Here is a 24,517-nt window from a genome sequence, read left to right as displayed (position 1 = left end):
GAGGAGCTTGTCATGCCCACTCAGCACTGGAAAGCATATGCGCCGGACGCGAAGGCCCCGTGGGACTTGCGCCGGGTGGTTCACCTGCACCGGCGGGCCGCGTTCGCCGCGCCCTGGGACGAACTCCAGCGCGATCTGAAGGCCGGCCCGGAAGCGAGCGTCAACCGACTGCTGAAGGGCACAGCGAACGGCCACACGCCCGACGACTTCGCGCCCACGGCGGAGGTTCTGGCGGACGCCGCGGTGAGCGCCGGTGACATCAACCGGTTGAAGGCGGCGTGGTTCTATCGCATGCTGTTCGGTCCGGACCCGGTGGGCGAACGGCTCGCGCTCGTGTGGCACGATCACTTCGCCACCGGGAACACCAAAGTGCGGAACGCCCGCGCGATGCACCGACAGAACGAGCTGTTCCGCACGCACGGGCGCGCCAAGTTCGCCGACCTGCTGAACGCCGTCGCGCGCGACCCGGCGGTACTCGAGTACCTCGACGCCCCGACCAACCGGAAGGGGCACCCGAACGAGAACCTCGCCCGCGAGCTGATGGAACTCTTCATACTCGGTATCGGCAACTACACCGAAGCTGATGTGAAGGAAGCGGCCCGCTGTCTCACCGGTTGGAGCGTGGACGCGGACGTGTTCGCGGAGCACGCGACGCGCCACGACGATGATTCCAAGACCGTGTTGGGCGCAACCGGTAAGTGGACCGGCGCGGACCTCCTTAACCAGTTGCTCAAGCACCCCGCAACGGCCGACCGCGTCGCGTCGAAGCTCGTGAAGGCGTTCTTCGGCGAGGGGGCGTGCCCGGCCGACGCGGTGAAGGAACTCGCGCGCGGGCTGCGCGAGCACGACCTGGATGTGAACTGGGCGTGCGGCGTGGTTCTGCGCTCGCGGCTCTTCTTCGCCGACGCGAACATCCACACGCGCATCACCGCACCGGCCGAATTCGTCGCGGGTACGGCGCGGGCACTGGGATTGTTCGATCCGGCCCCGAGCACGCTCGCGATGGCCGACTGGTCCGCCCGAATGGGCCAGGATCTGTTCGATCCGCCGAACGTCGGCGGGTGGCCGGGCGGGCGCGCGTGGATCACCTCGCGCACGCTGATCGCTCGTGCCAATTACGCAGCGGCACTCATCGAAGGGCCGAACGCGGGGCGCACAACGGCCTACGATCCCGTCGCGGCGACAAAAGCCGCGGGCCTCGGCGCCACCCGCGCCGACGTTTTGGCGCACCACCACCGGTTACTTTTCGGCACCGACCCGACCGCCGAAATGTCGACCCGCCTCGCTCAACTCGACGGCCGCAAACTCGTGATCGCACTGCTCTCGACCCCCGAAGCTCAATTGGGTTAGCCCCATTCGCCAGGAGTTTCCCATGCTCACGCGCCGCTCGTTACTGAAGTCCGCGCCGCTGCTGGCGCTCGCACCAACAGTCCCCGCGTTCCTCGCGAAGACGGCCCGCGCCGCCGGGCCGAAGCCGGAGACCCGCGCCCTCGTCGTCGTGCAACTCGACGGCGGAAACGACGCACTGAACGCGGTCGTTCCGTTCGCCGACCCGGAATATGCCAAGCTCCGCACCAAGTTGAGGCACGATACGAAACGGCTGGTGAAACTGAACGATTCACTCGGCTTGCACCCGGCGCTGAAGCCGCTCGATAAGCTCTGGGACGGCGGGCACTTGGCGGTCGTACCGGGGATCGGGTACCCGAACCCCAACCGGTCACACTTCCAGAGCATGGCGACCTGGCACACCGCGCGATTCGAGGAGGAAGAGATTCGCGCGAGCTACGGCTGGCTCGGGCGCGCCCTCGACGCGGGCGGCGGGGAGTCGTGCGTCGTGGCCGGCGACGCGCCCCAAGCGGTTCGCGGGCGCCGCGCGGCCACAATCGCCCTTACGCGCGCGGACGACCTGCTCCTCGCCGATCCCGCCGCGGCGAAAGCGGCCGTTGGGCGAACGCCCCAGGCCGATGATTTGCTCGCCTTTGTTCAACGCCAGGCGGTCAGTGCGAACACGAGTGCGGAAAAGATCGCCGAACTGACCCGCGACCGATCCGACGCCGCGTACCCCGCCACCGCGCTGGGGCAGAAACTACAACTCGTCGCGCGGCTCCTCAAGTCCGGTTCGGCAGCCCGCGTCCATTACACGTCCCAGAGCGGGTACGACACGCACGCGCAGCAGGAGAACGCACACTCCATTTTGCTCTCTGAGTTCGCAGAGGCGCTGTCCGCGTTCTTCGCGGACCTGACCGCGGCGAGGTGCGCCGACCGGGTCGCGCTGCTGGCGTTCAGCGAGTTCGGGCGGACGATTAAGGAGAACGGGTCGGCCGGTACGGACCACGGAACCGCGGGGTGCGCGTTCCTGGCCGGCCCCGGGGTAAAGGGAGGCATCCACGGGACCGCGCCGAGCCTGACGGATCTGGTGGCTGGGGAACCGAAAATGACGACCGACTTCCGCCGCGTGTACGCGGCGACGCTCGCGAACTGGCTCGGGCTCCCGGCCGAAGGGCTCGGCGCGTCGATCGCACCGGTCACGCTGTTCAGGTAATCGAGCGCGTGGAGGCCGTCCGGTTCCAATGTTACCTAACGCGAATAGCATGAGATAAGACGAGGAGTGCTCAACGCCTTTCGGCGTCACTGGCTTCTTCACACACCGGGGAACATTTGCCAGGACGCGACGGCGATAGCGAGCTGTGAGTTTCAATCCGCCCCGGTGTTCATCACACCGGGGAACACGCGGCGCCAGATTATCGCGAACTTACGCTGTGTCTCAATCCGCCCCGGTGTTCATCACACCGGGGAACGCACGCCACGCTCGTGCCGACGAACACGTTGTGCAGTTTCAATCCGCCCCGGTGTTCATCACACCGGGGAACGTCAACAGGGCCGCGGTCGCCATCACGCACATCAGGTTTCAATCCGCCCCGGTGTTCATCACACCGGGGAACTTGCTCCGGTGCTCCAGGCGGACGCGACGGGAACAGTCGGGTTTCAATCCGCCCCGGTGTTCATCACACCGGGGAACATCGGAGTTGCCTTTCTGAATAGCTCCCCACTGTTGTTTCAATCCGCCCCGGTGTTCATCACACCGGGGAACCTGACTCGTGCCGTCGATTACCGCCTCGACGTCATAGTTTCAATCCGCCCCGGTGTTCATCACACCGGGGAACTCGATACCGGGAACGTGGACTGCCTGCACGACTTGTTTCAATCCGCCCCGGTGTTCATCACACCGGGGAACTTCTGGCCGTTCTCTACTTCCTCTTCCCGAAAAAGTTTCAATCCGCCCCGGTGTTCATCACACCGGGGAACGAGCTCGTCGTCTTCAAAGTCGTCCGTCCCGTCCTGTTTCAATCCGCCCCGGTGTTCATCACACCGGGGAACGGCAGTTCTTTTTCGACACGCGGGCCGCGCAATCGGTTTCAATCCGCCCCGGTGTTCATCACACCGGGGAACTCCCCGACTGAATCACCGAGTGCATCCAGTTCACATGTTTCAATCCGCCCCGGTGTTCATCACACCGGGGAACCCGTCCAACTGCTCGTGATCCGCATCGTATTTCAGGTTTCAATCCGCCCCGGTGTTCATCACACCGGGGAACTTGGGTGTTGGTGCTGGCTTTTTAGCAGGTTTCTTGTTTCAATCCGCCCCGGTGTTCATCACACCGGGGAACGCGATACTTTGCGAAGTCAAGCGAGCCATCTGAAGTTTCAATCCGCCCCGGTGTTCATCACACCGGGGAACCTGACTGCGCTGCACCACGCGCTCGCGGCACTCAGGTTTCAATCCGCCCCGGTGTTCATCACACCGGGGAACGATCGGGCGATCGCGGGCGCGTGTGCCGTCTCTAAGTTTCAATCCGCCCCGGTGTTCATCACACCGGGGAACATGGGGTGCCCACCGGTGCCCCTTTTTTCATTTGTTTCAATCCGCCCCGGTGTTCATCACACCGGGGAACATCTCCACCCGGAACTCGGGCAGCGTGATCGTCGTGTTTCAATCCGCCCCGGTGTTCATCACACCGGGGAACGCCAGCTCGCGGGCTGGGCCGGCCGCACGTACAAGTTTCAATCCGCCCCGGTGTTCATCACACCGGGGAACATTTTCGCCCCGGTTCTTGTGGCCCGCCCAATTGGTTTCAATCCGCCCCGGTGTTCATCACACCGGGGAACGCGAGCCGGCCGTCAAGTCGGCACTGCTCACGAAGTTTCAATCCGCCCCGGTGTTCATCACACCGGGGAACAGGACGCGTACCGGCGGTTGGAAGCCGAAGAGTTCTGGTTTCAATCCGCCCCGGTGTTCATCACACCGGGGAACTACGCATCGGCTTCCCGTTGTGGCGAGCCGTTCGAGTTTCAATCCGCCCCGGTGTTCATCACACCGGGGAACGTCCTGGTTCTCGTTAACCCCCGCGCGCCCGATGTAGTTTCAATCCGCCCCGGTGTTCATCACACCGGGGAACCGGCTCACTGGCGGGTTGGCAACGCAGCCGGGGCATGTTTCAATCCGCCCCGGTGTTCATCACACCGGGGAACGACGAACGTTCTGATTCAGAGCTATTTCCCCTACATGTTTCAATCCGCCCCGGTGTTCATCACACCGGGGAACAAGAGGCGGCTAGAGAACGGTACAAGCTGCACAGTTTCAATCCGCCCCGGTGTTCATCACACCGGGGAACTAGAAGGACCAGTTGTTGCCGCTTGTGCTTGTGTTGTTTCAATCCGCCCCGGTGTTCATCACACCGGGGAACTCGTGTTCGGCGGACCTTGGCGGACGACTTGTAAAGGTTTCAATCCGCCCCGGTGTTCATCACACCGGGGAACACTTTCCCTGCCACCCGCCCCGCCCTGTGTGATTGTTTCAATCCGCCCCGGTGTTCATCACACCGGGGAACAAAGAGTCGGCCCGCTCCCGCCTGGAAGACGAGTTTCAATCCGCCCCGGTGTTCATCACACCGGGGAACGGCACCATCCGCAAGGTTTTTTGGGCTGTGTTGGTGTTTCAATCCGCCCCGGTGTTCATCACACCGGGGAACTTCGCACTTCATCACTGGCACTCCGGTAGTGTGTTTCAATCCGCCCCGGTGTTCATCACACCGGGGAACTTTGACGGGCCGGAATCGCTCGAAGACGAGTACCGTTTCAATCCGCCCCGGTGTTCATCACACCGGGGAACCGGCCGACATTACCCGGCCTGCTTGTTAGCGAAGTGTTTCAATCCGCCCCGGTGTTCATCACACCGGGGAACACTTGTGCCCGGCCGCCTTGAGCCGGGACCACATGTTTCAATCCGCCCCGGTGTTCATCACACCGGGGAACGGGGAACGCGGGCGCGAGGAGTTGGCAGCGGCCCAAGAGGTTTCAATCCGCCCCGGTGTTCATCACACCGGGGAACCGCAGTCCTTGCGCGTGGCTTGTGGGCAAGCATTTCCGGGGTGCTTTCCGCGAACCCCGCTGCCACACGGCTTGCGCCGATTCCATGCTCGCCCTCAACATCACTGTAACCCTGAGCAGGTCAGTACTTCCGACCGATCGCGAACACCCTTACTGATCCGACACCACTTTGGGTCCGCGATCCCAACTTTCCACGTCATCATCATACGACGAGCGGCCCGTCCAGGTTCCACGGCTCGCCCGCGCCGTGGTGCTCCACGCGCACGTCGGCTTCCAGAAAGTAGAACCGGACCGAGTCCCGACGCTCGTCCATTTCGGCGAGGAGACGGGTGCGAAGGCGCACCCACTCGGTTTCGCCTACCGAGCACTCGAACACCGACTTCTGAACCCGCTGGCCGAAATCCTGACACGCCTGGGCTACGCGCCGCAGGCGCCGAGGGCCGTTCGAGTCGGACGTGCTTACGTCGTAAACGACGAGAACTTTCATGCCGCTCCCCGGAATGGGCCGAGCCGTCAACGAGTGGTGCCGGGCTCCGAGCCCGTTACTGCGGGTCAGTTCTTGAGGACACAGGGGAGGTAGCTCGGCAGGTCACCGCGCAGGTGCCGGGCGAACACCCGGGCCTGGAGGAACGGGAGCCGCCCCAACGGTACCTTCTGGTCGAGGTACGGGTGGGTGACCTCTTCCCGCTTCCGCTGCTGGTACGCCGTGAGCACCGCCTTGCGCGTCGCCTCGTCCATCGACACGGCCCCGCCCTCGCGGAACTCGAACCCGCTGGCTTTTACCTGTTGCCGGTTCACGAGCGCCAGGGCCAACCGATCGGCCAGTAACGGACGGAACTCTTCCATTAAGTCCAAGGCCAGGCCCGGGCGCCCGGGCCGATCGACGTGGAGGAACCCGACCGACGGGTCGAGCCCGGCCGCCGCACACGCCGCTGTACAGTCGTGGGTCAGGAGTGCGTACAGGAACGACAGGAGCGCGTTCATGCGGTCCAGCGGGGGCCGGCGCGTGCGCCCGTTGGGCGTGAACTCTCCGCGCCCGACCCGGACCATTGCGCCGAATGCCGCGAAGTATACCCGCGCCGCGTCGCCCTCGCGCCCGCGAACGGTGTCGGCATCGGTATCCGCCTCCAAGTTCGGGATGGCGCCGGCCAGGTGCCCGGCCGCCCCCGACAGGGTGCCCTGGTCGGCCGCGTCCCCCGACTCGCGCCCGGCCCGCAAGAGCAGGTTGCGGCAGTTGTGAAGCTTGCCCGCAATCAGGCACCGAGCCACGGACCCGCGCGCACCCGGGTCGTCGGCCCGGCGGAACTGCTCGCGCCGGAGGAGCACGTTACCGGACGATGGGGCGTCCACCCGTGCGACCAAACGCCCAGATTCCGTGAGGAAGTTGACCGCGACCCCGCTCTCGGCGCATAGCCCCATCGCGCCGGGGGTAACGTGAACCCCGCCGAACGCGGCGACCGACTCGAGCTGGTGGATCGGGACCGTCAGTCGGGCCTGCTGCTCGACAACGACCTGAAGGGTCAGGTGATCGCGCCGGACGGTGGCCCCGCGGGTGACGATGTAAAGCGTGTTCAGTTGCACGTCCACAGCGGGCGACTCCGGTACGTAACTCAGGAAGTACGAAACAGATCGGCCACGGCCCGACGGTAGGCGGACGCACCGGTAAGCAGGTCGGGCATGCAAACGGACCGAACGGAGCACTGCTTGCACTTCGGGTGGACCACCGGCGGTGGGGTGGTCGTGGCCGCGAGCAGCGCGTGCAGGCGTTCGGCCGTTTCCCCGGTCCGTTCCCGCAGATCTGGGGTGAACGCGATCTCGCGCCGGCGCTTCGACTTGACGTGGAAAATGGCCCCGGAGGGGATCGCGTGGCCGAGCATTTCTTCCAGGCACATCGCCTGGGCACACAGTTGCACCTCGTCGTTGTCCCACGTCCGACGCTTGCCCCGCTTGTACTCCACGGGGAACGGCACCTCCGGCGCACCGGGGCGGAACTCGACCAAGTCGCACACGCCCGTGAGGCGCAGCCGGTGGCTGGTCACCCACAGTCCGCGGGCCGTGCGCCCAGTCGCGGACTCGGTGTCTCGGGTTTGGTGGACGCGCCGGTGGTCGAGGGTTCCGGCGGTCGTGTGAACGTTCTCCACCCACACGCCTTCAACCCGGTGCAAAAAGCACCGGCGGGCACAGAAGAGCAGGTCGTTGAGGGCCGACAGCGGTGGATAATCGGCACCGTCGGCGGGCAGAATGGGCAGTGGGATCATGGGATCAGCCCACCATGCGGTGCAGGGTGACGCCGGTCGGCAGCGCGGTGTCGTTGACCTCGACCGCGTATTGCTCGAATTTTCGGGGCGCCCGGTCGGGTCCGAGTGCGGGGACGTGGACCCGGGCGAACAGTTCGTGTGCCGGGGCGCTGCCCAGGGGCGAGGCGTGCTCGAACACGTACAACCCGCGGGTCGCCATCAGCCCGCGACTGGCCGACCGATCGAGCTCCCACATTTGCCCCTTGAGTGCGGCCCACAACAGTTGCAGGTCGGCGTCGGTGAACCCGGTGTCCTTCGCCAAGTACGGGTTCACGAACCCGTGGCACTGGTACAACCCATACGGGACCGTGTTCTTCCGCCCCATCGTGCCGGTGATGCTCCCGTCCTTCTCGGATTGCTTTTTCGCCTCCTCCTCGGTAGTGACCGACTTCCGGGTGATCGAGAACTCGAGCGGAACGATCGGATCGACCGACCGGGCGAAGGTGATCTGGACCGGGCCACGGACTTGGCCGCAGTTCACCCCGGTCGTCATCACGGCCCCGAACGCCCGGATGTCGTAAAAGTTCGCGCACATCCACGTCCGAGCCACGATGGTGTTAGCGGCCTTCTTCTTCGCGTCCTTCTCCTCCTTGACCCCGGCCGCATCGTACGCCCGCTGGTGCTGGAGGTTCAGAACCCGCTTCTCGTACACCGCGTCCTGGGTCTGGAAGTACAGTTCGTTGCCGGGCTTCCCCTCGCCGAGCACGGCGACGGCGTTGCGGACCTTGCGCTTCAAGCACCCGTCGGTGACGAGCCCCTGAAGGGACTGAGGGTCGATGCGGGGCAAGTTGCCCGCGTCCGGGTCGCCGTTCGGGTTGCCGTCCTGCACGTCGAACAGGAACACGAAGTCGTACCGCTTGCCGACTGGGGCGTTCTCGGGCACGGAAATCTCCTCGGTAAATGGTGTTGACGGTGTCACTCGGCCTTGGCATCGGCTTTCGCCTTCGCCACCTTTTCGGCCTTTTTCTCGGCGATCTGCCCGAACCGTTTCGCCTTCTCGTGGTAGTACCCGAGGGCAAATCGCCCTTGGTCCTGGAGCGAGAACTGTGGCGGCGGGGGAGCGGCCGTCAGCAACTGGCGAATTTCCATGAGGCGCTGTTCAAGAGCCACCGCAGTGCCCGGTTTCTCCCCGCGGATCTTCCGCAGGTGGTTCTGGGCGTTGGCGACGAGCCGGCCGAACACCATTGCCGGGGCGGCGCTGAACGTGCCGTAGAACTTGTCCACGACGTTCGCGTTCACGTCACCAAGAGCGGCATACTGGATTTGGGCGAACACCTCCAACAGCCGACCGTACACGTAGGCCGAGTGCTGCTCGTCCGCGTTCAACGTCTCGGTCACGGGAACCCCCTTGCGCGTGAGACACAGTTTGATGAGCCCCATCCGGGGGGGGCGAAATGCGTCGTGGCCTTCGGCCCACAACCGCCCCACGGCCGCGATCAGAAGCGAGTCCGGCACCGGGCCGCCGGTCAGGGCGGCGCACATGAGCCGCGCGTGTATGTCCGGGGCGACGCGATCGGCTTCGAGGGCCGTTGCGTTCGCCAGGAGCCACAGCGGGAACGCCGCGTTCGGCCGGCCCTGGTGTTGCTTGGACGTGTCCGCGATGCGCAGGTCCGCGAACCACCGACGGATGTTCTCGCGCACCTGCCCCAGGGGCCGCTCCAGGTAGTCGCGGACGACCACCCGGGCCGCGTTCCCGGACACGGCCAAGAGGTAGAAGTCGTTCGCGTCCTCAACGGGGCCGCATTCCTTGCCCTGTCCGGTACCTTCGAGCAGCCGTTTCACCTGATCCGGGTCCGCCTGCCCGAGTGCGTTCATGTCCCCGAGGTCTACCGGCCGTCGGGTCCAGAAGAGGAACAGCGTGCCGCCAACGACGAAGTGGTGGTCCCGCCGTGCCCGGAGCCACTGGAACCCGCGGGCGTACCCGTCAGCCGCCTCGTACCCGATCGCCGCGTTCGCCGCCCCGTCCAACCCGTGGTGTTGGAATGCCGGCTTGTCGAGGCTCACGATCTTCACCCCCGTCGGCAGTCCGCCGGGAACGCCGGACAGTGCCAGCGCGTGGCTCGTCGGGAGCGGACCGGACCGACCTGTGATGGTGCAGAACCCGACCGGGCCGCTCTCCTGTTTCTCGGCGGTGAACCGGCGGAAGTGAGTTGCGTACCAGTTGCGCACGGGCTCGCGGTCTAGGATCGTCGGCCCGCGGTCCGGGTAGTACGCGAATGTTACCCGTTCCGCACCCGTGGCCCCGGTCGCCGCGACGGCCCGCCGAATGCTCTCGGCGAACTCTTTGTCCTCACGTTGTCGGCCGAACGCTTGGACCGCGCGTAGAGCGTTGTCGTCGGTCGCGTCCGCCGCCGTGTCAATTTGTCTCCAAAAGGTTTCCCGGCTCCGCGCATCCTTCGCGGCGTTCTTGGCGTCGAAGACCACCGGAAGCACGCGGGCAAGCGTATCAGCAAAGTACCGGGCGAACCCTTGACTCGCGGCGCTGCCGTGCGGGCGCGGGATCGAGAGTTTCCGCTCGGCCCGCGACTCGCCTTTCTTTGGGGGGCGCGGGCGCTCGCCATCGATGCCGAGGAACGTTCCACCCGCACCGACCTGCACGACGAACGGCACCGCCTGTTCCTCGAACGCCGGGTCCGAGAGTAACTGCTCCCGCACGGCCAGTTCGTAGAGCCGGTTCAAGATCATGACTTACCCCCCCCCCGCGTCGTCCCACCCGAACACCGTCACCGCCGGTTCGCCGTTCGGCCCGTGAGCCTCGGTGTCACAATGCAGAACCCCGTTCGTGATCCGTGCCTCAAAGAACCCCGGTCGTCGGCTCCCGTCCGCCGCGTACTTCAGGTCGTACAACACGAACCCGAGCGACTCGGACCACCCCGTGAGCGCTTGCTCGCCCCCGTTTGCCGGCGCGAAGTGGGCCGCGAACTCGCGGGTCCCGAGGTACGGGCGGTGGAAGCACTGCCCCTTCTCGACCCGGCGGTTGAACATGGCCACGTACTTCGCCACCGTGTCAGGACCCTGGTCTTCACCGTCCTCGGCCCGAGTACGTGGGCGGTTCGCTCGAGGGGTCAGTTGGGGGCTGGCCTCGATCAGGTACGCGACGTGGTGGAGCAACCGACTCGCCCGCTGGGTGCGATTCTGCCCCTGAGCCCCTTCGCGCCCGGCCGAGTCCACGAGGTACGGCTCGAACGACCCCGGCTTCTTCATCCACCCTTCCACCGTGCGCGGGGCGACGGTGCCCTGGATCTCGTTGCGCCGGACCGCGACCATCCGGTAGGGGCGGTCGGCCTCTTGGGCCGGGAACCCGGTCGGGAACCGCGGGCGAAGGACCGTGATCCGGCGCACGTGCCACGCCATCTGGGGCTTGAACAGGACGGCGTCCAGCACCCCGCGCGCGGCGGACGGGGTCATGCACGGGTACGACATTCGCTCCACCGACAGCTCGGGCCGGCTGAACAGTGCGAACTCGCCCCAAACCTTGATCGCAACGGTCGGCGGGGACATCAAGGGCCCTCGGTTACACGATGAACTCGTCGGCCGTCTCGGACACGATCCCGACCTCGTCGTCGTACTTCCCGTCCCAGACCAGCACCCTGCCCGCGTGCTCGTGGAGCAGGTGCCCGACCGGAACGAGCTGCGCCGGGAGCAGGTTCACCTGGAACGGAGCGAGCTGCCGGTACACGGATTTCCGTGGCCGCGCGGCGAGTTCGACGAGAAGGTCGTCGATTTGTGCCCGGTGCGCCCCCCACGTCCTCACGACGACCGGTTGGCCGGCGTCGGCGATGAGCCGGTACGCCTCCGCGACCGACGCGAACTTGAACGTGCGACGCATCTCCTGCACGCCTGCCGCGTCCAGGTTCCCGGTGTGGTAGAGCCGTGCGAAGTAATCGCGGATCGCGGCGGGGTCGTCGATCTGGGGGCCGTCACCCTTCTCGCGGATGAGTTGTTCGACCTTGGCCCGGCCCGCGTTGTACCACCGGTCCGGCGGCATCTTACCGCCCGCGCTCCGGAACACGACCACGCGCCCACCCGCGTGGGGGATTTTCCCTTCGCGGTTGCACCGACCCGCGGCCTGGATCACGGATTCGAGTGGGGCCATCTCGCGCAGGAGGAACGGGAAATCCACGTCCACCCCGGCCTCGATCAACTGTGTCGAGACCACAAAGCACGGTTCACCGGCAGCCAACCGCCCACGAACCTGTGCCAGTTTCTCCCGCCGGTGTTGAGGGCACATCCCCGTTGAGAGGTGGAACGCACCGCCGGCACCGGCCGTCGTCAGTTCGTCGTACACCGCCCGCGCCGCCTTCTTGGTGTTCATCACGCACAGCGCCGACTTCTGTGCCCGCATCAGTCCGGCAACTTCGCCCCAACCGAGCGCCGCGTCCGTTGGTTTCGGCCATCGGACCCGCACCCGCTTCAGTGTGGCGAACAGGTTCGCGTCCGGCGGGATGATTTCCGTCACGGCGAGCCGCTCGTCGGGCGCCAGTTTGTCGTGGTCGAACGCGGGCTGCGTCGCGGTGCAGAGGACGACGGAACACCCCAGTTCGGTCGCCAGTTGGTTCAACATCCCGCACGTCGGCGCGACCAGCCCCGGCGGGAGCGTCTGACACTCGTCGAGAACGACCACGCTGCGGGCGATGTTGTGGAGTTTGCGGCACCGGCCCGGTTTGTTCGAGAACAGGCTCTCGAAGAACTGCACGTTCGTGGTTACTACCACGGGTGCGTCCCAGTTCTCCGCCCGCCGGGCCGCGGCCCCCAAATCGGTCTCGTTCGCGTTGGTGTCGCCGGGATCGGCCAAACTGTAGTGCTCGAACACGGTCGGGTCCGCGGCACCCACGTCGAGGGCGTCCCGGATCGCGTCCGCGTTCTGTTCGAGTATGGTCATGTACGGGGCGACGTAGATGATCCGTCGGAGCCCGTGCCGGGCCGCGTGTTTCAGCGCGAACGCGAGGGCCGCGAGCGTCTTGCCCCCACCGGTCGGGACCGTCAGCGTGAACACCCCGGACGGTCGTTCCGCGGCGACCAGGCACGCCGCCAGAACCTCGGCTCGGGCCCTCTTGACGTGGGGTTCGAGCGGGCGCGCGGCCCGGCCCGCGATGAACGCCTCGACCCGCGCGAGGCGCTCCCCCGGTTCCAGGGCGGGTGGGTCGGGCTCGGCGGGCCAGTTCTTCACCTCGCGCTCGTGTGCCCCGGTGTCGCTCCAGTCGGCGTCCACGAGGCAACTGAACGTGACCCGGGTGAACAAGTCCCAGGCGAGGCCGTTCGGTAACTGGGGCGGGATCGGAACCGGGGCGCCGAGTTCGGGGCAGTCCCGGGTCGCGGTGGCCCGGAGTGATGCTGCCACGACCCGACCGTTCGGGCCGCTCACGGCGCCCAAGCACTCGGTCCCGTCGGGGATGCCGCCGTGGTGCCCGGCGATCGCAAACGCGACCGCCTTGTGCCCGCGGTCGAATGCTACAGCCGCGCCGGCTTCTTTGTGGCGGGTGAGCGAGTTGCCCTTCAGGTACCGCGGATCGTCACGAATGTACAGTTGGAACTCCGGGCGGTACTTGCCGAGGTCATGGAGCAGTCCGGCAAGACGGGCGGCGGCGGCAAAGTCGGTTCGTTCGGGCCGAGCGAGAGTGGCCCTCCGCGCCGCCCCTTCGGCAACGGCGTGGAGATGTTGGGCGAGGAATTGAAACGATTCCAAATCGAGCGCGCCGGTGTCGTCGCGCGCGGAATGGGCGAAATACAACATCCGAAATCCTCAGCACTCAGCGGAATCAGACCGCGCCCGGGTCCGGATTGCAAGCGCCGTAGCAACTTTCCGCCCGGCTTTCAGTCGAACCACGGCGCAACGGAGTGTGTACCGAAGGATTGTGGCTCCTCACCGGCCCAAGGTTGGAATCGAAGTGACTGAAACGCACCTTCAACGGCGCGCCGTTTAGAGGACAAGGTGGTTCGTTCCACCCGTCTTCCCAACCGCTCAGTGACTGTCCCATATGCCCCAAAATCGCCGCGTTTTCGAGTTTCCACCTGCGATTTCTCAGGCTTTTTCGCGCATATGGGACAGTCTCTCAGTGGAGTGTCGATCGGAACCGCCCGCGGCCCGCGCGTCTGGCACCCGGGAGCCACGTTCGTGGTCGCTCCATCCATCCGGGAAGGCTCCACGAACTAAATTGGGCGCCACGCCTTGTCAGTATCTGATAGAGCGGGGCGCCCATCTCCACGCCACTGTACCGCTCGGATCACGTGCACTTCTCAAAGAACACACGGCGCGAACTGTCGTAGTCGATGAGCTGGTGCTGGTGACCCGCGTGCCCGAGAACCTGCCCGCGCCGACCGTGCGCGCCGACCGTCGGGTTCCCGCCGGTGGCCGGTTCCGGACCCGACTTCGCGCCGCGATCCGGGCCACCTTAATCGCCGACCGCGTGCTCGCAGGCGCCGGCGCGGTCGCGCGCCTGGGGCGCTGACCCGCGGACCCGCCCGTCCCTCACTTGGAATCCCACCGCCCCGTGCGGCTCCCCATCGACCGCACGGCTGTTGTGTGCGGTCGCTCTGTTTCACGAGGACCCCGAGATGCTCGTCCCCGTACCCGCGGCCCCGCCCGCACTCGTCGCCCCGTTCGACCGCCAGCACGTGTTCGTCGCCCTGTTGCCCGCGCTCACGCGCCGGGCCGAGGACGCGTTCCGCGCAATCCGCTCGGCCCACGACCGCGAGGACGCGGTGGCCGAGGTCGTGGCCCGCGCCTGGGAGGGGTTCCTCGCGTTGCCGCACCCGCACGGGGCCGATCCCGGCGCGCTCGCGGACACGGCCGTGCGCGCGGTCCGGGCGCAACTCCTGGCCCCCGCCCTGTAACCCGGCAACCCAACCGAGGGCGCGCCGGGTCCGATTTCCTCGGCGCGTTTCCGCTTCCCTGCTACTTCCCCACGGAGCCCGCTGATGAAACCGTACCGCCCCGCCCCGGATCCGCACCCGGTCCGCGCGAAGTTCGCGACCGCGCGGCGCGAGCTCTCCGCGGCCCTGATTGAGCGCGACGACGAAGTGGACCTGGTGCTCGCGGCCCTCGTAGCCGGCGAGCACGTGCTCCTGGTCGGCCCGCCCGGGTGCGCCAAGTCCCTGCTCCTCGATGCCCTCCTGGCCTGGACCGGGGGCACCAAGTTCGCAACGCTCCTCACCAAGTTCACCACGCCCGAGGAGGTGCTGGGCCCGGTGAGCCTGGCCGGGCTCAAGAGCGACCGGTTCGTCCGGGTCACCACGGGCAAGCTGCCCGAGGCCGAGTTCTGCTTCCTGGACGAGGTGTTCAAGGCGAGCAGCGCGATCCTCAACACCCTGCTCCGGGTCCTCAACGAGCGCACCTTCGACCCGGGCGACGGGGCCGTCCGGCGCGTGCCCCTGCGCCTGTGCGTCGCGGCCTCGAACGAGTGGCCCGAGGCCGGGCCCGACCTGGGGGCCCTGTTCGACCGGTTCGTGGTGCGTAAGACCGTGGCCCCGATCCGGTCCCGGGCCGGGCGCGCGCGGCTCCTCTGGGGGCCGGGCACCGTCCCCGAACTGTCCGGCACAATCACCCCGGCCGAAGTGGACGCGGCCCGGGGCGCCGCGGCGGCCCTGCCGTGGTCCGGGGCCGCGAAGGAGGCGCTCGAGGCGGTGCTCGGGGACCTGGTGCGGGACGGGGTGCGGCCCGGGGACCGGCGCCAGTTCCGGACCGTGGGCGTGGTGCGCGCGTTCGCGTTCCTGTGCGGGGCCGAGCGCGTCGAGCCCGAGCACCTGGAGGTCGCGCGCCACTGCCTGTGGGACGACCCGCACGAGCACCCCGAGCGCGTCACCCGGGTGATCGCCAAGGTGGCCAACCCGCCCGGGCTCCGGGTCGCCCAGTTGCTCCTCGAGGCCGAGGGCGTGCTCGGGGCGACCGACGCGCGGGACCTGGCCGCGGCGGCCACGGGCGCGGCCAAGCTGGGCGAGATCGAGCGCCAGCTCGGGGCCCTGCCCGGGACCGGGCGCGTGGAGGCGGCCCGCGCGTACCTCCGGGACCAGCTCCGGCAGCTCAAACTCGCCAGCATCGGGGCCGTCTGACCGCGCCCGCGCGCTCAATGCGGAGCACCCGTTCCCTCTCACCGGAGACCACCGTGGACCCGAACGAGATGTTGAAGTTGCTCGACCTGGGGGCGAAGCCGGCCCGCGCCCCGACGGGTCCCGAGCCACGTGCCGTGGACGCGGCCGGGCTCGGGAACTCACTCCATCCGACGGCCCTGGAGGTCGACGCGTGGGGGCTCCGGCGCGGGCGCGATCTGGTCGCCGAGAGCGACCGGTTGCGGCGCACCGGGGCGGACGCGCTCGGGGCCGCGGACTTCTTCGCGGCCGCGTTCGACCCGGACCCGCGGCTCCGCGACGGGTGCGCCGACGCGCGCCGGTACCGGTTCCTGGAGGCGCTCCTCGGGACCCCCGAATACCGCGCCCTGCACGCCGCGACCCGGCTCGACGACACCGCTTCGGCGCTCGCCGCCGGGCACTTTGCCGAACAGTTCGCGGCACTTCCAGCCCCGGGCACGCCGGGGGCACACGGAGCGGCGGGTCCGAGTACCGAACCCGAGGGCGCGACCCTGCGCGCCGCAAGTAAGGCCCTGGTCGGCGCGGTCCGGGAGGTGACCGAGCTGAAGGAGACCGCCGCGGCCCTGGGGCTGGGGCCGGGCGCACCCGGGAGCAACGACCCCCGTGCGATCGCCGAACTGTTCCGGCGGGTGCGCGACGACCCGGGGCTGCGCGCGATCTGTGCCCTCGCGGGCCGGTTTCGGCGCGTGGCCCGGGCCCGGCAGCGTGCGAGGACCGGGCCCGGGTTCGACGATACCGTTGGGGTCGAACCGGGCGGCGATGTCGGGCGCCTGTTGCCCTCGGAGTTGGTCAAGCTCGTGATCCCCGAACTCGAACTCGACGCCCTGCGGCGCGTCACCGAACGTCAGTCCCTGTGTCGCGCGCACCGCTCGGTCGAGCCGGTGGGTCGGGGGCCGATCGTGGTCGTGGTCGACGAATCGGGCTCGATGGAGGGGGCCAAGGTCCACGCGGCCAAGGCCCTGGCCCTGGCCCTGGCGTGGGTCGCGCGGCACCAGCGCCGGTGGTGCGCGCTCGTGGCGTACTCCGGGGCCAGCGGGGAACGGCTCCTCGGGCTGCCCCCCGGGCGGTGGGACGGGGGGGCGCTGTGCGATTGGCTCGGGGCGTTCATCGGCCGAGGCTCGGACCTGGACCTGCCGCTCGAGGAGCTGCCCCGGATGTACCGGGACCTCGGCGCCCCGCCGGGGGCCACCGACCTGGTCCTCGTGACCGACGCACGGGTCCGGATCCCGGCCGACCTGCGCACCCGGTTCGGGGCCTGGCGCCGGGCCGCGCGGGTGCGCGCGCTCGGGCTCGTGGTCGGGAGCGCGCCCGGGGACCTGGGGGCCGCGTGCGACGAGGTCCACGTGGTGCCCGCGCTCGACCCCACCGGCCCCGCCGTGGGCCGGGTCCTCGCGCTCGGACCGTAGCCGATAGCCGGATAGCGCCGCACCGGAGTGGTCCCCTTTTCGATCCCACGGAGCCCGTTCATGACGACGGAACTGTGCTTCCCCGCGCCCGGACCCGCACCGGGCGCGCGCCTGCTGGGCGAGATCATCGCGTGGGCGTGCCCCGGGCTCGCGGTCCCGCACGCGGCCCTGGTGGGCGCGCTCGGCGCGTCGGGCCTCGATCCGGGCGTGGCCCGCGAACTGGCCCCGCGCCACGCGTTCGCCCGCGCGTGCAAGAAACTCAGCGACCGGCGGATCATCCGCCCGGTGGCCGAGGATCCGACCACTATCACGTTCCAGTTCACCCACGAGTCCCGGGCCGGTGACCGGTTCGAGTACGTCCTGGAGACCATGCTCGCGCTCGACAAGCGGACCGGGAGCGTGTCGTGCGCGTTGCCCGGACTGGCCGCCCTGGCACAAGAGGAACTGGACCGGTGCATCGCGGTGCGCACCGGTTCGGACGTGACCCGGGTGATCCAGAAGTTGTTCGAGCGGCAGGCCGACCTGTTCCCGATCCGCCCGTCCGGGGGCACGTACTTCGTCCCGCACCGGCACGCCGCGTTCACGGACCGGATCCAGGAGCTCCTGAACCGGGTGGGCGGTCGGCTCCTGCGGTTCCCCGTTCCGGCGGGCACGGGCGAAGGGGACCGGAGCGTGACCGCGGCCGTGGCCCAGGGGCTCGCGGCGGTGATCGCCGAGCACCGGACCGCGGTCGCCCAGTTCGGGACCGACGCCCGGCCCGACACGCTCGCGCGGGCGGCCGAGCGGATCCGCGCGACCCGGTTCAAGGTGCAGGCATACGCCGAGTACCTGGCGGGCGAGCGGGTCGAGCTCGAGCGCGCCCTCGAGGCCGCGGGCGACGAACTGCGGGCCCGGGTCGAGCACCTGACCGGCGAACCGGTCCCGACCGCGTGAACCGGCGCGAACGTTCTCGCGCCCCTCGGGCCGGCTCTCGGGGCCGGCCCGTTCCCCACTCGAGGCGAGCTCATGACCCGCGCACCGGACCCGGACCGGGACCGGACCCTGTTGGTCCTCACCGCCCCGGTCCTGTGGCCCCACTGGCCGTTCCTCCCCGTGGTGCGGCGCACGCGCGGGACCGAGGAACTGGGCCTGGTGTTCGACGCCCGGACCGCGCGCCTAACCGGGTACTCGGCGACCGTGTTCCGCACCAATTTGTTCGCGCTCCCCGCGCGCCTCGACGCGTTCCTGGCGCTCCCCAAGGAGGTATTCGACGGGGCCGAGGAACTGGTCGACGCGGGGTGGCGCGCGGACTGAACCGATCCCCTTCACTCGAACGTGGAGCGACCCATGATCGCGATCCCGCGCGCCCTCGCGCGCCGGTTCCGGGTTCTGGCACCGAAGTGCGTGGTGGGGCGCCCGCGCGGCCCGGCACCGGCGGTGGTCGTGCGCCGGGCCCGGGGCCGGGTCACGCTCGCCGCGGCGTTCCCGGACGCGGCCCTCGAGCTGTCCGGGCCCGGCCCCGGGTCCGCCGAGGTCCTGGTGATCCCGATGGCCGTACTCGACGCGATCGGCGGCCCGGAACCCGAGCCGGTGCGCCTGGAACCGACGGGGCCCGGCACCGGGACCGCGCGGTGGACCGAGCGCGGCGCGTCCCGGTCGGTCCCGGTCGAGTTCCTGGTGCCGGGCGAGCACCACAACCCGCTCCCGCACCCCGCGGACCCGGCCCCGGTCGGCGCGGCGTTCCGGGCGGCGCTGCACGGGGCCGGTCGCGTCACGAGCCGCGCGGACGGGCGGTACGCGCTGAGTCGGGTCCAGGTGCGCGGGGGCGCGGGCCAGGTAGTTGGGACCGACGGCACCGTCGCGGTCGTGTTCGACGGGTTCGCGCTCCCGTTCCCGGGCGACGTCCTGGTGCCCGCGCTCGCGCTCTTCGGGTGCCCCGAGGTGCGAGCCGAGACGGACGTCCGGGTCGGGCGCACCGCGGCCCACTTGGTCGTATCGCTCGGCGACGTGACGGTGTGGCTCGGACTCACCGCCGGTCTGAAGTTCCCCGACGTCTCGGGCGCGATCCCCCAGTCCGCGCGGACCACCGTGACCCTCGACGCGCGCGACGCGGCGGACCTGCTCGCGGCTCTGCCGGGGCTGCGGGGGGGCACCGAGGAGCACCGCCCGGTGACGCTCGACGCGGACCGCGTGCTCACGGTCCGGGCCCGCGCCGCAGGTACGAACACGGCTCGGGACCTCGTCTTGGCGCGCTCGCCGGTCGCGGGTCCGGCCGCCCGGGTCGCGCTGAACCGGCGCGCGCTGGGCACGATGCTGGGGCTCGGGTGCGGGGCCCTGCGCCTGGGTCCGGACCGACCGGTCGCGGCCTCGGGGCCGGGCGTCACCGTGCTGGCCGCGGCCCTCGGTCCCGATTTCGTTGCTCCTCCCACGGAGCCCGAAATCCGCCCCGAGCCGTCGGGCGCGGGTGACATTATCCTTGCTCTCGACGAAAGGAGTGACCCGATGACCCCTCGTGCCCCGGCCCGACCCGAACCCGCGCCCGGACACCCGGCGCCCCCGCCGAGCGACCCACCCGACCCGCTGGTCGCGGCCGAGGACCTCCGGGCCGCACTCGGGGACGCCGCGGCGAAGGCGGCCCGGTTGGTCGCGGCGCTACGGGCCGGGCGCAAGGAAAAGAAGGTGCTCGCGAGCGTCTGGGCCGGGCTCAAGAACTTGAACCTGGGCGCCCGGTGACGCCCGGTCGGCGCTCCGGCCCCGTGTGGCCCGGGCGCCTTCACTCACCCCAACGGAGAGCGGACCATGACCAGTGTCTCGATCGAGGCGCCCGCGCGGCGCAAGCAACTGGCGGAGCAACTGGACCGGTTCGACGCGATCCTCGACGGCCTCGCCGAGGGCCTCACTGCGGTGGTCACGGACGCGTGCCGCGAGGGCACCCAGCGGGCCGTTCGGGACGCGATCCTCGGGGCCTTACGCGACCCCGTGGTCCGCGCGCTCGTCGCGCCCGAAGCGCCCGCGCCCGCCCCGAACCGGCCGGCGCGTAGGCGCCGGATTCCGAACCCGCTCGCGGGGCTGCGCGCGTGGGGCCGGCGCGCGACCTCGGCGGCGGCGGCGCGAACGGCCCGCTTCGTGCGCGCGAACCGCGCGGCGGTGGCCGTGCTGGAGTCGGGTACCGGGAGGCCACTGGGCCTCGGGCGCGCGGTCCCGAGCGCGGGTGCGATCGGGCTCGTGATCGGACTCGGGTGCCGGTTCGCGCCCCCCGAACTCGTCGCGGCGCTGGCCGGCGCCGGCACCACAGCCCTCGTACTCGGGGCCGGGGTCTGGTACCGGCTGGTGCGCGCCGCGCGGAACACAACGGGTCCCTCGGACCCGGCGAACGGGGCTTAACGAGCCCCCGCGTGGGCACACCCGAACTCTGGTACTCGGTGCCGCTCGTGTACGGTGGAAGTGCCGGGCGAACCGAGCGGATCGTTTCATCACCCCACTCGAAAGGCGGTGCGCGATGTGGCACCTGTTCGGATCACTGGTGGACCGGGTCAAGGTGCTCCTGGCCGTGCGCGCGGTCCAGGAACTCGAGGCCGAGGCCCTGAGCGCCGGCGCGGGCCGGTCGGCCGGGTTGAGGCGCCTGGCCGCCGGGTGCGCGGCCGAGGGGCTCCCCGAGGTCGCCGAGGACCTGCGCCGCCGGGCCGAAGAACTCGAGCGCGCGACCGCGCCCCCAGCGCCCGCGCCGGGCCCGCTCCCGGTCGCGTTGCCCTCCAGGGAGAGCAGGCGCCGGAGCCGGTGAGAGCCGCCGGGAGCGAAGTGTTCCGATTGAAGACCTTACTGGGGACGCAGACATGAGCGCACGAAAGAAGCTGAACGGGCTGTACACGGGCCTCGCGGCGCTGGTCGCCGCGTTCGTCGGACTCGGGTTCGGCTCGTGGGCCGCGTTCGGGGTCACGTTCGTCTTGATCATGGTATTCAACACCCACACGGGCAACACGCGCTGGGCCGCCGGCCGGCGCGGGTGGTGAGGCGCTATGACCCGCGGGCCGGTGGCCCGGCCGCGGGTTCCTTTTAGCCCTCGGTCCGCGTTGCACGGGTTCGAGCACCGGTGGGGGCGAGTTGTCGCGCCGGGCGAACGGCTACACCATTCGAGGCGACCGGTACTGTCGCGGTTTCCCGAATCGTGTTGCCCGGTACCGCACCGGGGCAACGGTGGCCCGGTTGCGGTCGCGAGTCCCGCACGTCTCAGTGACTGTCTCATTTGCGCGAAAAAGCCTGGGAAATCGCGAGTGACAACGCAAAACTACCGCGATTTTGAGGCATATGAGACAGTCACTCAGTCGGCCACGGCCTCGGTACGCGCGTGCGCCCCAAGCCCTTCCGAGAGCCCCCGGAGCGGGACGGTAACGGTCGCCTCCTGGCCCTTCTTCAGGTACACCAGGGTGGACCAACTGTCGATGCGCTTCGTGCGCGCCTTGTCGCGATACGCCGTGACGATCACCTTGATCCTCCCGTCCCCCCCGACGTTCCGGACCGTAACGATCATGTTCGAGTCGCCGAACGCGTGGTAATCGTGCTGCGTGTTGGCGACCACCGGGCGCGCGGGGTCGCGCGCGAAGAACCCGCCCCCGCCGGTGCTCTCCCCCCCGCCCCCGCACGCCACGACCGTCGTGGCGACCAGGGCGCACCCGACCAGGGTGAGTGTTCGATAGGCGATCGTCGACATGGGACCTCTCCGTTGGGTTCAAGCGATCCGTAGGGCGCTCGGGGGCCCCGCTCCCGACGGGGCCGCGCGAACCGAACCCCGGCTCGTAGCGGTTTCCGCCCCGGTCGCGATCACCGGGCGGCCCGAGTCGAGTTCGCCCCGTCTCGGTTGACCGGGGTCTCGCCGGCAGAATGCTACTTAAACACATCTTGAGCGCCCGGATGCTGGTTGTCCAGTATGAACCGGGACGACAAACAATTCCTCCAGGGCGTCGGTGATCGCGTGCGCGAGCGGCGCTTGGCCCTGAAGCTGACCCAGGCCGAACTGGGCAAGCGCGCCGGGCTGCACCGGACGTTCGTCGGTAGCGTCGAGCGCGGGGAGCGCAACGTGGCGCTGTTGAGCCTGCGCAAGCTCGCGCGGGTGCTCCGGGTGCCCCCGGCCGAACTGCTCACCGAACCCGATCCGGGCGCGTAAAGAAAACCCCTGGCCCGGGACCGCGGTTGTGAGGTCGCGAATACAGGGACCGCGCTCGGGCCCCGATGCGAGCGCAGCGTGGTTGCCGTCGTACGATCCGTACGGCCCCTGCTACATCACACCGGCTGACACATCGAGGTTTCGTTCAATAATTGCGGGAGCGGCACCCGAGCACGGTTCGCCGCTCTTACTCGAGATCGGTGGGCGAACCACAAACCAATTCAGAGCGCGTTCCGGATCCGTGGGTGGGAGGGTCGAGCTGAGGCGCACAAGCCCGGTCGCGGGCCGGGCCGCACGAACTCGTGAACGCGCTCCTCGGGCATAAGTGTGGCGGGGCTGCGGATGGACGGTATCAGGGCACCTCGGGGTAAGCCCCACGCCCTTCGCGTCGCGACCGGCGGGCTGGCGGGAGATCGAGAGAATGTCTCTATCTGTTGATTACACCGAACGGGTCCGAAGTGTCAGAAGATGCTGAACAGATCGCACAAACTACCGGGAACCGCCGTCGTGGGGTTCGGAGGGGCGCGCATCATTACGGCGCGCTCACCGTTCGGTTCTCGCTATTTCGGGGCTTGAACGCGTCGAACCAGTAGCTCGTTTGCTTGAATCCCAACAACGCCTGCGCCCCACCTCGACCCGGGATTCGATTTTTCGTCGAGATTTGGGAAAATGCGCGTGCCGACGGGCCGGGAGCCCTCAGATAGATTCCGACTCCCGGCGGAGGATCGATTGTGGGATCTGCGACCTACTTGACGAGTGTGATCCGGCACCTCGGGCCATCCGGGGATCTTTCGGGCGACCACTACCTGCTCACCCGGTACGCGACCCGGCGCGACGCGGCCGCGTTCCGCGCCCTGGTCCAGCGCCACGGGGCACTGGTTCTCGGGGTTGCGCGCCGGCACCTGGGTGACCGGCACCGGGCCGAGGACGTGTTCCAGGCGACGTTCCTGGTCCTGGCCCGGTCCGCGCACCGGCTCGGGGGCCGTACCGGGCTGGCCGACTGGCTGTACGTGGTCGCGCTCCGGCAGGCCCGGAAGACGCACGCGCGCACCGCCCGTCGCGAGGCCCTGGAAAGGGCCTCCGTGCCGCACCCGCACCCCGACGCGGACCCGCTCGTCGAACTCACGGCGCGCGAACTCGTACGGGCGATCGACGGCGAACTCGCGCGGCTCGCGGTCCCCAGTGTGACCCGGTTCGACCAGGGCGGGTACGTCGGCGGCGCATCGCTCCGTATCAACAGCCTCATCGCGCGCGGCCCCGGCTCCGCGGTCGGCCCCACTCAAGACGGCACCTACGGGACGGACTTCGGCGGGTTCCGCGCGCACCTGGGCCGCGTGTTCCTCGCATCGTCCGACGACCCCTCGCGCGGGCGCCCGGCGTACCTCTCGTACCGGGCCGACGGACCGCGGATCGTGGACGTGTTTGCGATCCGTCCGCTGCGTAACGGCATTTTGGCGAAGCGTGAAGCCGCCGAAGAAATGCACCACGGAAAAGAAGAACACGGGGCCGGTGGGCACGCAGAAGGGGTAGAGGGAAAGGGCGAGAAACATTGATAGGCTGACGACGAGACTGAACATGGAAGGGATTTGGGCCGGCGGTACCGTGTACCGCCGGTTCACCGCTACTGTCATGGGATTAGGCGCCGAGTGCCCGGCACGGAAATCCCCGTCTACGACTCACACTCCGTCAACATTCTGCCGCGCGAGCAGCTCAGCACCATCGGTTTCATGTCGACCGATCAGTTCGTTGTGACGTTGTCTCACGGAAGTGTATCCGCCGAGCGTACAGGTGCGGCCTGGGGGAGAATGTTCATCAGAGAAAATCACCTCGTACTTCACGATAATCTCCGGTAGTGAAGGGCGATCTTTCACATCATTGTCTCGCCCCCTGCCCGTAAATTGCGATGTCGGCTCCCTACTCATCCAAATCATCGACGAGTGCGGGCATCTACTCGCTCCGCGTCATCACCTGGTAGTAGCGCGTCGCGGGCTGACAGATCAGGAACACGACCGGCATGCCCTTGCGTTCCTGATCTGTCAGCCCGCGCATCCATTGTTTGATCTTGTACTAGACCCCGTTCGCGAGCCCGTAGGTGACGGGCACGATTACCGGCTCCGCGGCCAGCACAGACCGGTCGCCCGCAAGGCTCGATGGCGACGGTCCGAGTGCTGCTTCTCGTCACTTCCGTCTGCGGAAACGCGC

Annotated in this window: 22 protein-coding genes and 1 CRISPR repeat array; of the genes, 14 read left to right on the top strand and 8 right to left on the bottom strand. The window is 68.7% G+C overall.

The features are described 5' to 3' along the window. Positions 1 to 12 precede the first annotated feature (12 nt). Positions 13 to 1,350 carry a DUF1800 domain-containing protein gene (locus J8F10_RS16580; RefSeq protein WP_210655440.1) on the top strand — a complete coding sequence of 446 codons (1,338 nt, stop codon included), beginning with the start codon at positions 13 to 15 and terminating at the stop codon, positions 1,348 to 1,350. Positions 1,351 to 1,372: 22 nt separating this feature from the next. Continuing rightward, positions 1,373 to 2,542, top strand: a complete 1,170-nt coding sequence (locus J8F10_RS16575; protein WP_210655438.1) for a DUF1501 domain-containing protein — start codon at positions 1,373 to 1,375, stop codon at positions 2,540 to 2,542. Positions 2,543 to 2,691: 149 nt separating this feature from the next. Further along, positions 2,692 to 5,388: a CRISPR direct-repeat array (repeat unit 37 nt; unit sequence GTTTCAATCCGCCCCGGTGTTCATCACACCGGGGAAC). 201 nt (positions 5,389 to 5,589) lie between these two features. On the opposite strand, the gene cas2 is transcribed toward J8F10_RS16575, so the two are convergent. The 7 genes from cas2 to cas3 form a co-directional block, all read right to left on the bottom strand. Beyond that, the gene (gene cas2, locus J8F10_RS16570) at positions 5,590 to 5,874 is read right to left on the bottom strand and encodes a CRISPR-associated endonuclease Cas2 (RefSeq protein WP_210655436.1); all 285 of its coding nucleotides are present in this window, start codon (positions 5,872 to 5,874) and stop codon (positions 5,590 to 5,592) included. A 65-nt stretch (positions 5,875 to 5,939) separates the two neighbouring features. Beyond that, entirely contained in the window at positions 5,940 to 6,974 is a 1,035-nt protein-coding gene (cas1c, locus tag J8F10_RS16565) for a type I-C CRISPR-associated endonuclease Cas1c (RefSeq protein WP_210655433.1), read from the bottom strand. 23 nt (positions 6,975 to 6,997) lie between these two features. Continuing rightward, positions 6,998 to 7,645: a CRISPR-associated protein Cas4 gene (cas4, locus tag J8F10_RS16560; protein ID WP_210655431.1), complete on the bottom strand. Its 648-nt coding sequence runs from the start codon at positions 7,643 to 7,645 to the stop codon at positions 6,998 to 7,000. Between the two features lie 4 nt (positions 7,646 to 7,649). Then, the gene (cas7c, locus tag J8F10_RS16555) at positions 7,650 to 8,573 is read right to left on the bottom strand and encodes a type I-C CRISPR-associated protein Cas7/Csd2 (protein ID WP_390891143.1); all 924 of its coding nucleotides are present in this window, start codon (positions 8,571 to 8,573) and stop codon (positions 7,650 to 7,652) included. Between the two features lie 26 nt (positions 8,574 to 8,599). Further along, on the bottom strand, positions 8,600 to 10,369 hold the full coding sequence (gene cas8c / locus J8F10_RS16550; protein WP_210655427.1) for a type I-C CRISPR-associated protein Cas8c/Csd1: 1,770 nt from the start codon (positions 10,367 to 10,369) through the stop codon (positions 8,600 to 8,602). 3 nt (positions 10,370 to 10,372) lie between these two features. Beyond that, on the bottom strand, positions 10,373 to 11,185 hold the full coding sequence (cas5c, locus tag J8F10_RS16545; protein WP_210655425.1) for a type I-C CRISPR-associated protein Cas5c: 813 nt from the start codon (positions 11,183 to 11,185) through the stop codon (positions 10,373 to 10,375). 13 nt (positions 11,186 to 11,198) lie between these two features. After that, complete coding sequence (gene cas3, locus J8F10_RS16540; RefSeq protein WP_210655423.1) at positions 11,199 to 13,418, bottom strand: CRISPR-associated helicase Cas3'; 2,220 nt, start codon at positions 13,416 to 13,418, stop codon at positions 11,199 to 11,201. A 544-nt stretch (positions 13,419 to 13,962) separates the two neighbouring features. Here cas3 and J8F10_RS16535 point away from each other — a divergent pair. The 10 genes from J8F10_RS16535 (at position 13,963) to J8F10_RS16490 (ending at position 21,164) form a co-directional block, all read left to right on the top strand. Then, the gene (locus tag J8F10_RS16535) at positions 13,963 to 14,133 is read left to right on the top strand and encodes a hypothetical protein (protein ID WP_210655421.1); all 171 of its coding nucleotides are present in this window, start codon (positions 13,963 to 13,965) and stop codon (positions 14,131 to 14,133) included. Between the two features lie 106 nt (positions 14,134 to 14,239). Then, positions 14,240 to 14,518, top strand: coding sequence for a hypothetical protein (locus J8F10_RS16530; RefSeq protein ID WP_210655419.1), 279 nt, complete (start codon positions 14,240 to 14,242; stop codon positions 14,516 to 14,518). An 84-nt stretch (positions 14,519 to 14,602) separates the two neighbouring features. Further along, entirely contained in the window at positions 14,603 to 15,733 is a 1,131-nt protein-coding gene (locus J8F10_RS16525; RefSeq protein ID WP_210655417.1) for an AAA family ATPase, read from the top strand. Positions 15,734 to 15,786: 53 nt separating this feature from the next. Next, a complete protein-coding gene (locus J8F10_RS16520) occupies positions 15,787 to 17,175 on the top strand; it encodes a hypothetical protein (RefSeq protein WP_210655415.1) in 1,389 nt (462 codons plus the stop codon). 60 nt (positions 17,176 to 17,235) lie between these two features. Beyond that, positions 17,236 to 18,108: a hypothetical protein gene (locus J8F10_RS16515; protein WP_210655413.1), complete on the top strand. Its 873-nt coding sequence runs from the start codon at positions 17,236 to 17,238 to the stop codon at positions 18,106 to 18,108. 72 nt (positions 18,109 to 18,180) lie between these two features. Continuing rightward, complete coding sequence (locus tag J8F10_RS16510; protein ID WP_210655410.1) at positions 18,181 to 18,468, top strand: hypothetical protein; 288 nt, start codon at positions 18,181 to 18,183, stop codon at positions 18,466 to 18,468. Between the two features lie 33 nt (positions 18,469 to 18,501). Next, the gene (locus J8F10_RS16505; RefSeq protein WP_210655408.1) at positions 18,502 to 19,887 is read left to right on the top strand and encodes a hypothetical protein; all 1,386 of its coding nucleotides are present in this window, start codon (positions 18,502 to 18,504) and stop codon (positions 19,885 to 19,887) included. Positions 19,888 to 19,953: 66 nt separating this feature from the next. After that, positions 19,954 to 20,538, top strand: a complete 585-nt coding sequence (locus J8F10_RS16500) for a hypothetical protein (protein WP_210655406.1) — start codon at positions 19,954 to 19,956, stop codon at positions 20,536 to 20,538. Between the two features lie 115 nt (positions 20,539 to 20,653). Then, the gene (locus tag J8F10_RS16495) at positions 20,654 to 20,935 is read left to right on the top strand and encodes a hypothetical protein (RefSeq protein WP_210655405.1); all 282 of its coding nucleotides are present in this window, start codon (positions 20,654 to 20,656) and stop codon (positions 20,933 to 20,935) included. 52 nt (positions 20,936 to 20,987) lie between these two features. Continuing rightward, positions 20,988 to 21,164 carry a hypothetical protein gene (locus J8F10_RS16490; RefSeq protein WP_210655403.1) on the top strand — a complete coding sequence of 59 codons (177 nt, stop codon included), beginning with the start codon at positions 20,988 to 20,990 and terminating at the stop codon, positions 21,162 to 21,164. Positions 21,165 to 21,472: 308 nt separating this feature from the next. On the opposite strand, the gene J8F10_RS16485 is transcribed toward J8F10_RS16490, so the two are convergent. Then, positions 21,473 to 21,862 (bottom strand): hypothetical protein, encoded by a 390-nt coding sequence (locus J8F10_RS16485; protein ID WP_210655402.1) that lies wholly within the window; start codon positions 21,860 to 21,862, stop codon positions 21,473 to 21,475. A 216-nt stretch (positions 21,863 to 22,078) separates the two neighbouring features. On the opposite strand from J8F10_RS16485, the gene J8F10_RS16480 reads away from it, so the two are divergent. Together J8F10_RS16480 and J8F10_RS16475 are read left to right on the top strand one after the other, a co-directional pair. Then, positions 22,079 to 22,315 (top strand): helix-turn-helix domain-containing protein, encoded by a 237-nt coding sequence (locus J8F10_RS16480; RefSeq protein WP_210655400.1) that lies wholly within the window; start codon positions 22,079 to 22,081, stop codon positions 22,313 to 22,315. A gap of 731 nt (positions 22,316 to 23,046) precedes the next feature. Further along, a complete protein-coding gene (locus J8F10_RS16475) occupies positions 23,047 to 23,868 on the top strand; it encodes an RNA polymerase sigma factor (RefSeq protein ID WP_210655398.1) in 822 nt (273 codons plus the stop codon). Positions 23,869 to 24,517 lie beyond the last annotated feature (649 nt).

Source organism: Gemmata palustris (genome assembly GCF_017939745.1).
GTDB lineage: Bacteria > Planctomycetota > Planctomycetia > Gemmatales > Gemmataceae > Gemmata > Gemmata palustris.
The sequence above is the reverse complement of the archived record's forward strand: the minus strand, read 5'-3'. Positions and strand labels throughout refer to the sequence as shown.